The 13674-nt window shown below is 66.1% G+C and carries 16 protein-coding genes; 6 read left to right on the top strand and 10 right to left on the bottom strand.

The window, feature by feature from the left end:
* Positions 1–99 precede the first annotated feature (99 nt).
* Complete coding sequence (gene rnk / locus AC1ZV1_RS28800) at positions 100–504, top strand: nucleoside diphosphate kinase regulator (protein ID WP_192433335.1); 405 nt, start codon at positions 100–102, stop codon at positions 502–504.
* Between the two features lie 45 nt (positions 505–549).
* Here the strand turns inward: rnk and AC1ZV1_RS28795 are convergent, their stop codons facing one another.
* The 3 genes from AC1ZV1_RS28795 to AC1ZV1_RS28785 all read right to left on the bottom strand — a co-directional run bounded on the left by AC1ZV1_RS28795 (position 550) and on the right by AC1ZV1_RS28785 (position 4088).
* Positions 550–3399 carry a class I adenylate cyclase gene (locus AC1ZV1_RS28795; protein ID WP_484294741.1) on the bottom strand — a complete coding sequence of 950 codons (2850 nt, stop codon included), beginning with the start codon at positions 3397–3399 and terminating at the stop codon, positions 550–552.
* A gap of 92 nt (positions 3400–3491) precedes the next feature.
* Positions 3492–3725, bottom strand: a complete 234-nt coding sequence (locus tag AC1ZV1_RS28790) for a TIGR02647 family protein (protein ID WP_484294740.1) — start codon at positions 3723–3725, stop codon at positions 3492–3494.
* 81 nt (positions 3726–3806) lie between these two features.
* A complete protein-coding gene (locus tag AC1ZV1_RS28785; RefSeq protein WP_484294739.1) occupies positions 3807–4088 on the bottom strand; it encodes a hypothetical protein in 282 nt (93 codons plus the stop codon).
* Positions 4089–4177: 89 nt separating this feature from the next.
* Here AC1ZV1_RS28785 and AC1ZV1_RS28780 point away from each other — a divergent pair, with 89 nt between their 5' ends.
* Complete coding sequence (locus AC1ZV1_RS28780; RefSeq protein ID WP_484294738.1) at positions 4178–5146, top strand: magnesium transporter CorA family protein; 969 nt, start codon at positions 4178–4180, stop codon at positions 5144–5146.
* 259 nt (positions 5147–5405) lie between these two features.
* Positions 5406–6299: a polyphosphate kinase 2 gene (gene ppk2, locus AC1ZV1_RS28775; protein ID WP_484297664.1), complete on the top strand. Its 894-nt coding sequence runs from the start codon at positions 5406–5408 to the stop codon at positions 6297–6299.
* A 4-nt stretch (positions 6300–6303) separates the two neighbouring features.
* On the opposite strand, the gene AC1ZV1_RS28770 is transcribed toward ppk2, so the two are convergent.
* The 3 genes from AC1ZV1_RS28770 to AC1ZV1_RS28760 form a co-directional block, all read right to left on the bottom strand.
* A complete protein-coding gene (locus tag AC1ZV1_RS28770; protein ID WP_484294737.1) occupies positions 6304–7062 on the bottom strand; it encodes a hypothetical protein in 759 nt (252 codons plus the stop codon).
* A gap of 260 nt (positions 7063–7322) precedes the next feature.
* Positions 7323–7820 (bottom strand): outer membrane beta-barrel protein, encoded by a 498-nt coding sequence (locus AC1ZV1_RS28765; protein WP_484294736.1) that lies wholly within the window; start codon positions 7818–7820, stop codon positions 7323–7325.
* Between the two features lie 190 nt (positions 7821–8010).
* Positions 8011–8700 carry a Crp/Fnr family transcriptional regulator gene (locus AC1ZV1_RS28760; RefSeq protein ID WP_484294735.1) on the bottom strand — a complete coding sequence of 230 codons (690 nt, stop codon included), beginning with the start codon at positions 8698–8700 and terminating at the stop codon, positions 8011–8013.
* A 74-nt stretch (positions 8701–8774) separates the two neighbouring features.
* Between AC1ZV1_RS28760 and AC1ZV1_RS28755 the strand changes: the two genes are divergently transcribed.
* A complete protein-coding gene (locus AC1ZV1_RS28755) occupies positions 8775–9299 on the top strand; it encodes an Mpo1 family 2-hydroxy fatty acid dioxygenase (RefSeq protein WP_484294734.1) in 525 nt (174 codons plus the stop codon).
* Between the two features lie 6 nt (positions 9300–9305).
* On the opposite strand, the gene AC1ZV1_RS28750 is transcribed toward AC1ZV1_RS28755, so the two are convergent.
* The gene (locus AC1ZV1_RS28750; RefSeq protein ID WP_484297663.1) at positions 9306–10109 is read right to left on the bottom strand and encodes an MmyB family transcriptional regulator; all 804 of its coding nucleotides are present in this window, start codon (positions 10107–10109) and stop codon (positions 9306–9308) included.
* Between the two features lie 158 nt (positions 10110–10267).
* Here AC1ZV1_RS28750 and AC1ZV1_RS28745 point away from each other — a divergent pair, with 158 nt between their 5' ends.
* Positions 10268–10669 (top strand): hypothetical protein, encoded by a 402-nt coding sequence (locus tag AC1ZV1_RS28745; protein WP_484294733.1) that lies wholly within the window; start codon positions 10268–10270, stop codon positions 10667–10669.
* 147 nt (positions 10670–10816) lie between these two features.
* Here AC1ZV1_RS28745 and AC1ZV1_RS28740 read toward each other — a convergent pair whose 3' ends face one another.
* Both AC1ZV1_RS28740 and AC1ZV1_RS28735 read right to left on the bottom strand, forming a co-directional pair.
* The gene (locus tag AC1ZV1_RS28740) at positions 10817–11407 is read right to left on the bottom strand and encodes a 2-hydroxychromene-2-carboxylate isomerase (protein WP_484294732.1); all 591 of its coding nucleotides are present in this window, start codon (positions 11405–11407) and stop codon (positions 10817–10819) included.
* 35 nt (positions 11408–11442) lie between these two features.
* Positions 11443–12171, bottom strand: a complete 729-nt coding sequence (locus AC1ZV1_RS28735; protein WP_484294731.1) for an SDR family oxidoreductase — start codon at positions 12169–12171, stop codon at positions 11443–11445.
* A 107-nt stretch (positions 12172–12278) separates the two neighbouring features.
* Between AC1ZV1_RS28735 and AC1ZV1_RS28730 the strand changes: the two genes are divergently transcribed.
* On the top strand, positions 12279–12851 hold the full coding sequence (locus AC1ZV1_RS28730) for a TetR/AcrR family transcriptional regulator (RefSeq protein WP_484294730.1): 573 nt from the start codon (positions 12279–12281) through the stop codon (positions 12849–12851).
* A 64-nt stretch (positions 12852–12915) separates the two neighbouring features.
* On the opposite strand, the gene AC1ZV1_RS28725 is transcribed toward AC1ZV1_RS28730, so the two are convergent.
* A complete protein-coding gene (locus AC1ZV1_RS28725) occupies positions 12916–13665 on the bottom strand; it encodes a sulfite exporter TauE/SafE family protein (protein WP_484294729.1) in 750 nt (249 codons plus the stop codon).
* Between the last annotated feature and the right edge of the window lie 9 nt (positions 13666–13674).

Raw genomic sequence — 13674 nt, 5'->3', positions numbered from 1 at the left:
ACTGCGCGTTCGTTCCCCGAACGTCTTTACTGCCAGAACACCCAGGGCCCCGAACGCGTGAGCGTCCGGGGCTCTCCTGTAAGGAGACTGCCAACCATCATGACCACGACACCCATCACCGTTACTCGACTCGACCTGCAACGTCTGGAGCGCATGCTCGACAGCCTGGATGAGTACGGCCCCGCGGCCGAGGCGCTGGAGGCCGAACTGGCCCGCGCCACGGTGGTCGGCCACGACGAGATTCCGCCGGGCGTGGTCACGATGAACTCCACGGTGCGTTGCCGCGAGGAAGGCAGCGGCAAGGAGTACCACCTGACCCTGGCCTACCCGACCGACATGAAGGGTGAGGGCAAGGTCTCGATCCTCGCCCCGGTGGGCACTGCGCTGCTCGGCCTCACCACCGGGCAGACCATCGACTGGCCGGCGCCCAGCGGCAAGACGCTGAAGCTGACTCTGCTGGAAGTGGAATACCAGCCGGAAGCGGCCGGCGATTTCGATCGCTGAGTTCCCCGTCGGGGACCTCTCTCCCCGGGTGCCCGGTCGAGCCGTTCAGGCTTCGGCCAGCGCCCGGTTCAGAGCCTGCTCCAGGCTCTGCTTGTAACGCAGGAAATGTACCGTCTGCAGCTCCCCGCCTTCACGCATGGCCGACAGGTCCAGGTCGGTGATGTAGCAGGGGTAGCGCTCCTGTCCGCGTCGACGGTCGAGGATATGCCGGGCCACGGCCTGGAACAGCTCGCTGCCGAACTCCAGCTCCGAGAACTCGCGGTGGTTGCAGAACAGCGTGGTGCGCGCGCGTTGGCCCTCGCCGGGTTCGACGATGGCCTGCACGTTGTAGAACGGCAGGGCTTCCAGCGGCTGTGGTGCGTTGCGCCGCTCGATGCGCTGCGCGCGCTGGTGGCCGTTGGTCACCACTTCGTAGAAGAGGATGTCCGCCCCGACCGGGCCCTGGACCTCCAGTAGCGAGATCACGGCATTGCGGCGGTACTGCACGGATTGCAGGAAGCGCTGCAGCGGCAGGAGCAGGCCTTCTTCCGTGTCGTACTCCTGGCGGCGGCGCCAGAGGGCGTTGCGCTCGTCGAGGATGGTGATTTCGGCGCTGCCTTGGTCCAGGCGGTAGAACACCTGCACAGTGTTGGCGCGGCCCAGCGGCAGGATCAGGGCGAGGTCGTCACCTTCCAGTGCGTGCCGGTCCAGTTGCAGGAAGCCGCTGTCGTCCTGGGTATCGCCCAGGTGCTCGACCAGTGCCGGCAACCCCTCGATCACCCGATGACTGACGCTGCCGGGCACCAGGTGCAGCAGGTGGAAATGCTGGCGCACCTGCAGCAGGTAGCGCCCGCCCTTGCCGCTGGAGAGTTGCGCGTGGGCATCGCGGAACAGATCCTCCACGCGCTGGGCGATGGCCGTGGCGCGGTTGCGGCAGAAGCAGCGCACCAGCAGGCGCGGCGGCGGGGCATCGGTGGGCAACGTATTGAGGAACTCGCGGAGGCAGTCGAGCAGCGCGTGAGGACCGGAGTAGCGGCTGACCAGCAGCTCGTTCCAGCTGTTCAGGGTGATCTGGTCGAGGGTCAGCACCAGGTTGTCGCGCACGCCGGAATAGCCGAGCGAGTCGGTGCGCTCGGTGGTCATGTGCACGTTCATCTGGCTGTGCTGGCGCAGCGGGTCGACGCCGGCGTTGACCAGCAGCAATACCTGCGATGGCACCGCGCTGCGCAGCAGGGCGCTTTCCGGCACTTCGTTGAGCGGCAGCGGGACAGCCTGCTGCAGGCAGCCCAGCAGGTTCTGCAGTTCGAATTCGGTCAGGTCGCTGCTGCCCGGCTGCAGAGAGAGCCGTGTGGTCGCGTCGATCACGCCGTTGCGGTGGCTCCAGGCGAGTAGTTCCACGAGGTCGCGGGCGCGGCGCAGCGGGGCAAAGTCGGCCATTTCCTGCAGTGACAGGTTACCGCCGAAGAGTGCCCAGTACGGCGGTTTTCCGGCATCACCACCCGGCAACTGGGCGAGCGTGAGGATGTCTTCGGCCATGTCCGGGGCGATGCCCGGGTTGATGAACTCGACCTTGCCGGCCTTGCGCTCGAAGGCGGCATACAGGCGCCGGCCGAGGATGCCCATGTCCCGCGGATTGATGCCGCTGGCGGCGTGCTGCAGCCGGGCGAACTGCGAGAGGAAGCGGTAGCTGTGGGTCAGCTCGTTGACCAGCGCGCGGCGCTCCAGGAGTACCTGGCGTACTTTCCACTGGCTGCGGCTGTCGAGCTGGGCATAGGCGCGGCTGTCCCACTTCCAGGGGGCGGAGACCCGCTCCATCACCTTGCGCTGCCAGCTTTTATGGCCCTGGCGCGGCGGACGGCTGAGTTTCTTGCCGACCTTCAGGTACAGGCAGCGGCGGATCAGGTCCAGGCGTTCCGTTTCGCCGCGCGCGGTGAGGTACTCCTCCAGCCGCCGGTAGAGCATGACATAGGGGTCCAGCTCCTCGACGTCCAGCTGCCCGGCGTAGATCGCCTGCTTGTAGCGCAGGCTGAGACAGGAGACCTGCGGGTGTTCGCTGGCGTAGACCTCGGTGAGCAGCAGCTTGAGCACCGACTTGTAGGGCGACTCGATGCCCTTGAACAGTTGCCACATGCCGGCGCCGATGAATTCGCCCGGCGGAATGCGCGCCAGGTGGCCGAGGTCGAGTACGTCGTCGGCACGGATGAAACGCTTGCTCAGCAGTGTCTGGCAGTACTCGGCGTAGCGGCTTTCTTCGTAGACCGGCACCAGCCACCACAGCGGAGTGCGGCCGCCGAGCCAGATGGCGGTGCGGTAGAACTCGTCCAGCAGCAGGTAGTGCTGGCTGGTGCCGCAGTCGTCGGAAGTCAGTCGGGCCTCGCGGGCCCCCTGGGTGTAATGCTGCGGATCGACCAGGAAGCAGTGGACCTCGGCGCCCTGGGTCGCGGCCCATTGCTCGAGCAGCTCGCACTTGCGGCGCAGTTCGGCGACCTCGCGTTCATCGAGGTCGGAGGCATGGCAGACCCAGAGGTCCAGGTCGCTCTGCTCGGCCTGGGCGACGGTGCCCAGGCTGCCCATCAGGAAGAGCCCGTGGATCGGCAGCGGCGGATTGCCCCGGCGGGTCTTGTAGCTGAAGGAGCGGGTCAGGCGCTGCGCTTCGGCGAGGATCTCGTCGTCCGGGACGAAATTCGACAGACCGGCGGGGGTGCTGGCCGAGACGTAGCCGGGCAGCAGCGGGTGGTTCACGTCCAGCAGCAACGGCAGCAGCTTCAGGACGAGTTGCTGGCGGGTGGACAGCGCGTCGCTGGCCCGTTGCAGACGCGCGGCATTGACCTTCAGGAAACGTTGACGCAACTGCGTCAGTACCTTTCGGTCGATGCCGTCGTCGATGTCCGGGCGGATCTCGTGAGTGAGCGTCATGGCGTACTGCTGTCTGGCCAGCGGCGCCGCATCAGGGCATGCGGCGCTCGGAAGTGTGCCAGTTTATCGCCCGCTCGCGGGGGAACTTGAGGTCAGCTGCGCAGGATGCCGAGCAGGACCTGGGCGTGCTCCGCGGCGTCCAGACCCAGGCTGGTGAGATAACCGCCGTCCTGTTTGTCGATCAGGCCCTTGGCATGGAGCCGGCCTGCGGCCGCAACGGCCTCGGCGGAAGCGTCATGATGCACTTTCAACCCGGCCTGGCTGTTCTCCAGGTCATACAAAGCCAGCAGGTCCAGTTCCTCAACCATTTCTTTGGTGAAAGCCATTCTTCTAACTCCCGATGGTCAATGAGGCTTCAGTGTAGTCTCAAGTCCGACCGGTTCGGCAAGCGCTGTTGTGCCGCTGTCTCATTCGGCAATGGTGCCGTCGGGCAGGGTGGGCAGCGCGCGCAGGGCCTGTTCGTACCATTCGCCGTTGAACGGGCGGTCCTCGGCCAGCATCGCTTCGATCTCGTGGGCGAGCACCAGGGCCATCAGGTGCAGGGCGTCCTCGCGCTCGTAGCCGACCAGCGTCAGCTTGTTGAACACCGCGCGGGCGGCTGCCGGGCTCTCGCTTTCGATCTGGTTCTCGATGGCCTGGATCAGGGTGTCTTCGGCGAAGGACTCTTCGCTATCGTCTTGCTCGCTCATCACGGGATGCTCCGATGGGCTTGTGAAGCGCCGGGAAGTTGGCCAACCTGCGGGGCAACTTCAGGTGCGTAAAAGGATTGTCGGGCGACATGATCACCTATTACACCCTCGTCGGCGACCGCCTGGTACGCCACAACGGCAATGAATGCCACGGCATGCCCAAGGACACGCTGTGGATCGACCTGTTCCAGCCCACGGCGGAAGAAGAGCAGTTGCTCGAGTCGATCATCGAGGTCGATGTGCCGACCCGCGAGGAGATGGCCGAGATCGAGGACTCCTCGCGTTTCTACGAGAGCAAGGGCGCGTTGTACATGACCACCACCGTGGTGGGCGGTATCCGCGAGCACAAGCCGAACGCTTCGGAAGTCACCTGCGTGCTGACCCCGAACTGGCTGGTGACGGTGCGCTACACCGATCTGCTGGCCTTCCGCGCCTTCGAATCGCGCACCCAGCGCGGCGGCTGCGAGGGACGCAGCGACCAGTTGTTCGTGACGTTGATGGACAGCGTGGTGGACCGCATCGCCGACGTGCTGGAGACGGTACAGCAGCAGCTCGACACGTTGTCCAACGGCATCTTCCGGGAAGGCCAGGCCAGCGGCGGCAAGGCCGACCTGCAAGAGATCGTCAAGCAACTGGGGCGAGGCAACTCGCTGCTGTCCAAGCTCAACGAGAGCCTGCTGAGCATCAGCCGGCCACTGGCCTACTTCCGCCAGGGCAGCAACGGCTGGATCAGCGACGACGTGAAGCTGGGCATGAAGTCGGTGGAGCGTGACGTGCGTTCGCTCAGCGAGTATCAGTCGAAGATGGCTGGTGAAATCACCTTCCTGCTCGATGCCACCCTGGGCCTGATCAACATCGAGCAGAACAGCATCATCAAGGTGTTCTCCATCGCCGCCGTGCTGTTCCTGCCGCCGACACTGGTCGGCACCGTGTACGGCATGAACTTCACCCACATGCCGGAGCTGGCCTGGGCAGAGGGCTACCCGATGGCGCTGGTGGCGATGGTGGTCTCGGCGATCATTCCCTACTACTGGTTCAAGTACAAAGGCTGGCTGTAAAGCAGCTTCGCGACTTTCCGAAATTTCGTTGGTGCTATCCCGACAGGGGTATTGATGTCGGTCAAAAGGGCGTGGTGCAGGGGTGCGCAGAGTGGGGGGAACCCCTTCGTCGATCACCGTCTCACAGGAGGAGACCATGCCCAGTCCCGACCCCAAACTGCTCGCAGCCCCTGCCATCGCCGTTGCCGATGCGGCTCCCACCCAGGGTGGCGAGAATATCCTCGCCCAGAGCCACGGTCCGGTAGCCCTGAAAGTCGCCATGGCGCCGCGCGGCACGAACGAGGATTCCGGTTCCGCCGGTCTGCCTGCCAGTTACCCCTATCGCAAGCGTCTGCAGCGCCGCGAATACGAGCACCTCAAGGAGCAGTTGCAGGTCGAATTGCTCAAGGTGCAAAGCTGGGTGAAGGAAACCGGGCAGCGCATCGTCGTACTGTTCGAGGGGCGGGACGCCGCGGGCAAGGGCGGCACGATCAAGCGCTTCATGGAACACCTCAACCCGCGCGGCGCTCGGGTCATCGCCCTGGAAAAGCCCAGCGACGCCGAGCGGGGCCAGTGGTACTTCCAGCGGTATATCCAGCACCTGCCAACGGCGGGCGAGATCGTTTTCTTCGACCGCTCCTGGTACAACCGCGCCGGCGTCGAGCGGGTGATGGGCTTCTGCTCGCCGCGCCAGTACCTGGAGTTCATGCAGCAGACGCCGGAGCTGGAGCGGATGCTGGTGCGCAACGGCATCCTGGTCTTCAAGTACTGGTTCTCGGTGAGCCGCGAGGAACAGCTGCGCCGCTTCGTCTCGCGGCGTGACGACCCGCTCAAGCACTGGAAGCTGTCGCCCATCGACATCCAGTCGCTGGACCGCTGGGACGACTACACCCAGGCCAAGGAAGCGATGTTCTTCCACACCGACACCGCGGATGCTCCCTGGGTGGTGGTGAAGTCCGACGACAAGAAGCGTGCGCGCCTCAATTGCCTGCGACACTTCCTGCATACGCTGGACTACCCGGGCAAGGACGAGAAGATTGCCCACCCTGCGGATCCGCTGCTGGTCGGCCGCGCCGCCGACCTGGATCGCGACGAGATGCAGGCGCCCGCAACTGCAGACAGCACGCCCGCCGCGCCAGCGGTGGAGTGCGAGCCGGAGGCGATTCCTGCCTGAGGCCTTACTGCTGACTGAGCAGCATGAGCTGGCCGGAGACGGCCCGGGCGTTGCGCTCGACGATGATCGGCGCCCAGGGCCGGCCGGAGGCGCTGACGCCAGAGTTGCTTTTGCTGTTCATGTCCAGCAGTGCCTTGCTCAGGTATTCCCAGCGGGTGCGCAGCTTCTTGGTCGCGTCGCTGTCAGGCAACTGTTCGATGCGCTGGGTCAGCAGCGGTACCAGCACGCTTTCATCCTGGCCGAGGTATTCCTGGGGCTGCTCGCGGGCCAGCTCCAGACCGCTGATGTAGGCACGCCCCAGGTATTGGGTGGCCAGGTACTCGACACGCACCGGCAGTTCCCATAACGGAATCTGTCTGGGATCGGCGCTGGCGGGAACGAAGCGTTCAATCTGGGTCAGCAACTCGCGCAGGGCGCGGCTCAGCTCCTGGTTGTAGCGCCACGGCAGGTCGTCTTCCTTGGGGCCGTAGGAAACGCCGTTGCGAATCTGGGTAACGAACTCGACGTGGGCCTTGCGCAGCGCATCATCTGCCTTGGGGTAGCCCTTGACGGCGTTGTCCAGCGTAGCCAGGTCCTTCTCCAGCTGGGCGGCGTGGTTTTCCTGGAAGCCTTCGCCGCGCAGCAGCAACAGGCTGTTGATCGTGCGGCAGGTGTAGACCTGCAGGGTCTGCAACTGCAGTTCCTCGCTGGGCAGGTTGGCCTGGGCGGCGAGGGCGAAGAGTCCGAAACAGCACAGCATGAACCCACGAACGATATCGAACATGGCGGGGGCGTCCTTATTGTTATTGTGAGCCGCGCGAATCGCCGGGTGTGTGTCTTTCTGGCGCCAGAAACGCAGCTATCCCAAGGCTAGCCGCGAACGAGGCCGCTGCAACCGACCGAAAGAGTGATTTGCGCAGGTGATGCCGGGGGCGCGGAGCTGCCTGGTACGGGAGGAGGTGCCGGCGGAAGGTCAGGAGGGGGAGGACCTGCTCTGGGGAGAGAGCCGGACCTTCCGCCGGGCTTGAGGGGAGCTGGCCGACGTCAGAAGCGCCAGTAAGCTGACAAGGTGGTCTGGTCGAGATCGATGTCGCCGACGTCCAGGTATTCCTGCTCCAGGCGCACGCCCAGGCCACCGATCACGTCCATCTCGCCACCGAAGCCGTAGAGCGCGTCCACGTCGTCGGACTTGCCGGCGGTGTCGTCATCGGCGTGCCAGGCGTGTACGCCGGCGATGCCGTACAGGCGGATGCGCTGGCCGATGGGGAAGCCCAGGTGGACGTTGGCCTGCAGGGATTGGCCGTCGAAGTGCTTCTTGCCGTCGCTCATATCACCGAAGTCGACCACCGCGCCTTCCAGGGACAGGTAATTGTTGAAGCGGTAGCCGGCGTACAGCTTGTAGCTGTTGTCGTGGTCATCGAAGGAGCGGTCGTCGATCTCGAGGCGGGTGACGCCGCCCCCGACGTAGAGGCCGCGGTCGTCGGCCATCGCCAGGGCCGGCGCGGTCAGGGCGAGGGCCCAGAGGAGTTTCGAAAGGCGCATAGGATTCCCTTGCGGCTGGCGCGAGGGCGCCAGCCGCCTTGCTGTCTTGCGGTGGATTCGGGTGCCGCTCTGGCGCGGGCTGTCGGAGTCAGCGCGGCGGCGGACGCATTAGAGCGGGGCGATAGTGTGCGCGGCCATCGAAGCGTGTCGAGACTCGCCTGGCTTTTGTTCTAGACGCGACAGGACAGGATCAAGCGTGCGCAGCCAGACGCAGCCGCTCGCGGTCGAGGATCTCGATGCCGCCATAGCTCAGCCGTACGATGCCTTGGGACTCAAGGTCTTTGAGGATCTGGTTGGTGGTCTGCCGCGACAGCGAGAGCATTGCCGCCAGTTGCTCCTGGGGCAGGTGCAGTTCGCGTTTGGCGGTAGCCGACTCGCCGTAGCCCTCGGCGATCATCAGCAGGCGCCGGGCCAGGCGCGGCGCGGCGGGCAGCAGCGACAGTTCCTCCAGCACGGCGAAGGTGATGCGCAGCTTGTGGCTCATCAGCAGGGCAAAGTCGCGCCAGTATTCCGGGTGCTGCGCCAGCAGCGCCTGCAGCGGGGCCAGGGGCACCTGCAGGAGCACGGTGGCGCCCTCCGCGTAGGCGTCGTGGGTGCGCGGCTGGCCGTCGAACAGGCAGATCTCGCCGAACCAGTTGGGCGCCTCCACCAGCGCCAGCAACGCTTCCTTGCCGGTCTCGCCGACCACGCTGACGCGCATCGCGCCTTCCACCACGCAATACAGGCCGCACGGCGCATCGCCGCGGGCGAACAGGCGCTGGCCGGCGGGCAGGCGGCGCACCACGGCGGCGTCGCACAGCGCCTGGCGCAGGCCCTCGGGGAGGGTCTGGAACCAGCGGCCATCGTGCAGGCAGGCGAGGTAGGGCTTGGCGTCGGTCATGGGCAGTGTCGGCTAGCTGACAGAGTGGCAGGGCACAGATCGCCATCATGCCAGTACCTTGCGGGAGAACAACAATGAAAACTCTGGTCGATCATCTTGCCCAATATGCCGCCTACCACCGTGACCGGCGGAACATCGTCAGCCATTTCATCGGGATCCCGATGATCGTGCTGGCCATCGCCACCCTGCTGTCGCGTCCCGGCGTCGAGCTGGCCGGCCTGCTGGTCTCGCCCGCCATGTTGCTGGCGCTGGCCTCGGTGGTCTTCTACCTGCGCCTGGACCTGCGCTTCGGCCTGTTGATGACTGCGCTGCTGGCTTTGTCGCTGTGGATCGGCGCGGCGCTGGCTGCCGGCACGACGGCGTACTGGCTCACCTGGGGCATCGGCCTGTTCGTGGTGGGCTGGATCATCCAGTTCGTCGGCCATTGGTACGAGGGCCGCAAGCCCGCGTTCGTCGATGACCTGACCGGGCTGATCGTCGGCCCGCTGTTCGTCGCCGCCGAAGCGGCCTTCCTGCTCGGCCTGCGCGACGACGTGCGCCACGCCGTGGAAGAGCGCGCCGGCCCCACCTGCATCCGCGAGAAGAAGGCGACCGCCTGATTCGACTCAGTCGCTGCCGCTGAGCTGGCGCAGGATGCGGGCGCTGTCGGGGTCGGCCGGGAAGAAGGTTTCCAGGGCCAGCTCCGACAGCGTCACGTCCACAGGCGTACCGAACACCGTGATGGTGCCGATCAGGCTGCACACGCCCAGCTCCGTCTGTAACTGCACGGGGATCAGCACCATGTCGCCGCTGGCCGCCTCGTCGTAGGGCGGTGCCGGATATGCCGCCACCTCGTCACGCAGCGCCGCCAGCGCGGGATCGCCGCTGGCCTCGAAGTCGCGCTGCAGGCGCTCCACCACATGTGCCTTCCAGGGGCCGAGATTGAGGATGCGCGGTGCCAGCCCCTTGGGGTGCAGGCTCATGCGCAGCACGTTGATCGGCGGTTGCAGCAGTTCCGGATCGACGCCGATCAGGAAGATATCCACCGTGCGGTTGGAGGCCAGCAGGTTCCAATGGCGATCCACCACCATCGCCGGGTTCGGCTCGTGGGCCTTGAGCAACTGGTCGATGGCCTGCCGGGCCACGGTCAGCGCAGGGTCATCCAGCCCCTTCTCCGAATACACCGGGGCGTAGCCCGCAGCGCTGAGCAGGCGGTTGCGTTCGCGCAGCGGGATGTCCAGTTGTTCGGCCAGGTGCAGGAGCATCTCGCGGCTGGGAAGGGCTCGACCGGTTTCGACGAAGCTCAGGTGGCGCGTGGAAATCTCCGCGTCGCAGGCGAGGTCGAGCTGGCTGAGCCGGCGGCGCTGGCGCCATTGGCGGAGCAGGGCGCCGACGGGGTGGGCCGGGGTGTTCTGGGCGGGACTGTTCATCGCTGGACCGTTCATGGCAGTGCGGGTCATGGCATCGAACGATAGACCTGTCGTCACGGAGCGGCCATTACCTGGCAGGTAATCGACGCCCCTACGTCTCGGGCGGATTCTTCAGCCACACGCCGCCAACCGGTGGCGATACCTGAAGGAGCTTCGCCATGACTCTGCTGCAATCCTCCCCGCTGCTTCGCCTCACCCTGAAAGTCGATGCCCTCGCCGGTGGCGCCCTGGGCCTGCTGATGGCCCTGGCCGCGCAGCCGCTGGGTGAGCTGTTCGGTCTGCCCTTCGTCCTGCTGCTGGTCGCGGGGATCGTATTGTTGCCGCTGGCGCTGGTGCTCTACTGGATGAGCAACCAGACCGTGCTGTCGCGCACCGGAGTCTGGGCGGTGATCGCCTTGAACGCGCTGTGGGTGGTGGAGAGCGTCGCCCTGCTGGTGACCGGCTATGTGCAGCCGACCGCCCTCGGTTACGCCTTCGTCATCGGCCAGGCGCTGGTGGTCCTGCTGCTGGCGGAGCTTGAGTTCTTCGGGCTGCGCCGGTCGGAGACTCTGGCGCTGTGATGTTCGCGAGCAAGCTCGCTCCTACGAAGAGCACTCCGGCGCTGACCTGTAGGAGCGAGCTTGCTCGCGAACGCTTTACGCCGGGCTTCGCCGATGATGATTGGTAGGATGGGTGCTCGGCAGCGGCTCTGCAGGATGCGAACCGATTTATGCCAACGCCTCGCGAACGAAGTCGAGGCGATCCTGGCCGAAGAACATCTCGTCGCCGACGAACATCGTCGGTGCGCCGAACATCCCGCGCTTGATCGCTGCCTCGGTGTTGGCCTTCAGCGCGTCCTTCACCGCCTGCTCGGCGGTCAGTGCCAGCAGCGCCTGCGGATCGAACCCCGCCTCGGCCAGCAACGGGCCGAGTACCGCCGGATCACCGAGGTTCAGTGCGTCCACCCACATGCCCTTGAACACGCAGGCCAGCAGCGCCTCGAAGCGCTCCGGCTGGCGCAGCTGCATGCCGGTGGCGGCGCGCATCAGGGTGAGGGTATTGATCGGGAAGTGCGGGTTCATTTTCATCGGCACGCCGTAGCGGCGGGCGAAGCGGGTCATGTCGACCAGGGTATAGCGACCCTTGGCCGGAATGGCGATGGGCGATGCATTGCCGGTAGCCTGGAACACACCGCCCAGCAGCACGGGGCGATAGACCAGCGCTGCACCGGCCTCGGCGCAGATCGCCGGCAGCTGGGTGTAGGCGAGGTAGGAAGTCGGGCTGCCGAAATCGAAGTAGAACTCGACGCTCTTGCTCATGAGTGGCTCTCTTTCTTGTTGTCGTTGTGGGCGGATCACCAGCGCTCGATCCACGGGCGCAGGTCGAGTTCGAAGGTCCAGGCATCGCGTGGCTGGGAGTGCAGGTACCAGTAGCTGTCGGCGATATGCTCGGGGGCGAGGATGCCGTCCTGGTCCTTCAGTGCGTAACGCTCGGGGAACGTCTCGCGGATGAACTCGGTGTCGATCGCGCCGTCCACCACCACATGGGCGACGTGCAGGCCCATCGGTCCCAGCTCGCGGGCCATGCTCTGGGCCAGGGCGCGGATGCCGTGCTTGGCTCCGGCGAAGGCGGCGAAGCCCGAGGCCCCGCGCAGGCCGGCGGTGGCGCCGGTGAAGAGGATCGTGCCGCGCTGGCGCTTGACCATGCGCCTGGCCACTTCGCGGCCGGTGAGGAAGCCGGAGAAGCAGGCCATTTCCCAGATCTTGAAGTACTTGCGCGCGGTCTCGTCGAGGATGCTGCAGGGCACGTTGGCGCCGATATTGAAGACAAAGGCTTCGATGGGGCCGATGTCGCGCTCGATGGTTTCGACCAGCTCGATCACCGCCTCTTCCTTGCGTGCGTCGGAGGCGAAACCGTGGGCCTCGCCCCCGTCTGCACGGATCTGATCCACCAGTGGTTGCAGCTTGTCCGCCGAGCGCCGGGTGACGCAGGCGACGTAGCCTTCGCGGGCGAAGCGGCGGGCGATGGCGCCGCCGGTGGCATCGCCGGCGCCGATGACCAGGACGACTTTCTTGTTCGACATTCTCGTTTCCTCTGCGGTTGGCGCGAAAGTGGGTAAACGGTCGTTAGGTAAACGAACGTTATGTTAATCTGCGAGACATCGTCAACCGCTTCGACGGAGTCGCCCCGATGCGCTACTCAGCCACCCACAAGGAAGAAACCCGCCAGCGCCTGCTCGACAGCAGCGGCGCGCTCGCCAAGCAGGGCGGCTTCGCCACCAGCGGCGTGGACGCGCTGATGAAGGCGGTGGGCTTGTCCGGCGGGGCGTTCTACAACCACTTCGGGTCGAAGGACGAGCTGTTCGCCGCCATCGTCGAACGCGAACTGCACCAGAGCGTCGAGCGCCTGGCCGCCAAGGGCAAGGTGCTGGATCGTGCCCGCCTGGAGCGCGGCCTGAAGCGCTACCTGAGCGTCAGCCACGTGCAGGACGCCAGCGCCGGCTGCGCGATCCCGGCGCTGGGCGCGGAGATCGCCCGCGCCGACGAGTCCGTGCGGCAGAGTGCCGAAGATGCGCTGGTGGAGTTGCAGCAGGCCTGGGCCGAGGCGCTGGGCTCGCACGAAGATGCCTGGGCGCTGCTGGCACAGTGCGTCGGCGCGCTGGTGGTGGCGCGAATGGTCGCCAGCGAGAAGACCCAGAAGGCGATCATCGAGTCGAGCCGGGACTTCCTGCTGCGCCATCTGGACGAGAGCACTGAGCTGTAGGAGCGGAACAAGCCCGCGATCGCGCCCAGGGTGTTTGTCTGAAAGAGCGGCGCGCTGCTACAGGTTAAAGACCGCGAATTGCCAAATCTGCGCCGAGCAGTAGCAACCCGCCGAAGAAGCAGCGGCGGAACGCCAATGGGCTGATCCGCGAGCGCAGCCAGGTGCCCAGGTACATACCCGCCAGGGCCGGCAACAGCGCGAGCAGGGACAGGCCCAGCACATCCGCCTGCAGCAGCGAACCGTGCTGGCTGAGGGTGATCGCCAGGGCCAGCGTCGAGACGGTGAAGGACAGCCCCAGCGCCTGCACCAGATCGTCCTTCTCCAGGCCCAGCGCTTGCAGGAACGGTACGGCGGGAATCACGAAGACGCCGGTCACGGCAGTGACGCCGCCGGTGATCGCGCCGATCAGTGGCGACAGCCAGCGCTCGTGCCGTGGCGCCACGCTGAAGCGCTTGTTCGACAGCCCCAGCAGTGCATAGAGGATCAGTGCCACGCCCAGCAGCGGTGTGGCCGCCGGCCAGTTGCGCCCAGCCAGCAGCCAGCCCACCACGAGGGTGCCGACAACGATACCGGCGAGCATGCCCCACAGGCGCTTGAGCAGCCCGAGGAAGCGCGGCCCGGCGGCGAGCTGCCAGACGTTGGTCACGGTGGAGGGGACGACGAGGATCGCGGCGGCCTGCATGGGCGGCATCACCAGCCCGAGCAGCCCGACGGCGACCGTGGGCAGGCCGAGCCCCACCACGCCTTTCACCAGGCCGGCGAGGAGGAAGGTGAGGACGATCAGTTCGAGGTGCTGGGGGAGGGCGTCGAACATGGCCGGGCC

It is taken from the genome of Pseudomonas sp. BB438, from assembly GCF_057180225.1.
The sequence above is the reverse complement of the archived record's forward strand: the minus strand, read 5'-3'. Positions and strand labels throughout refer to the sequence as shown.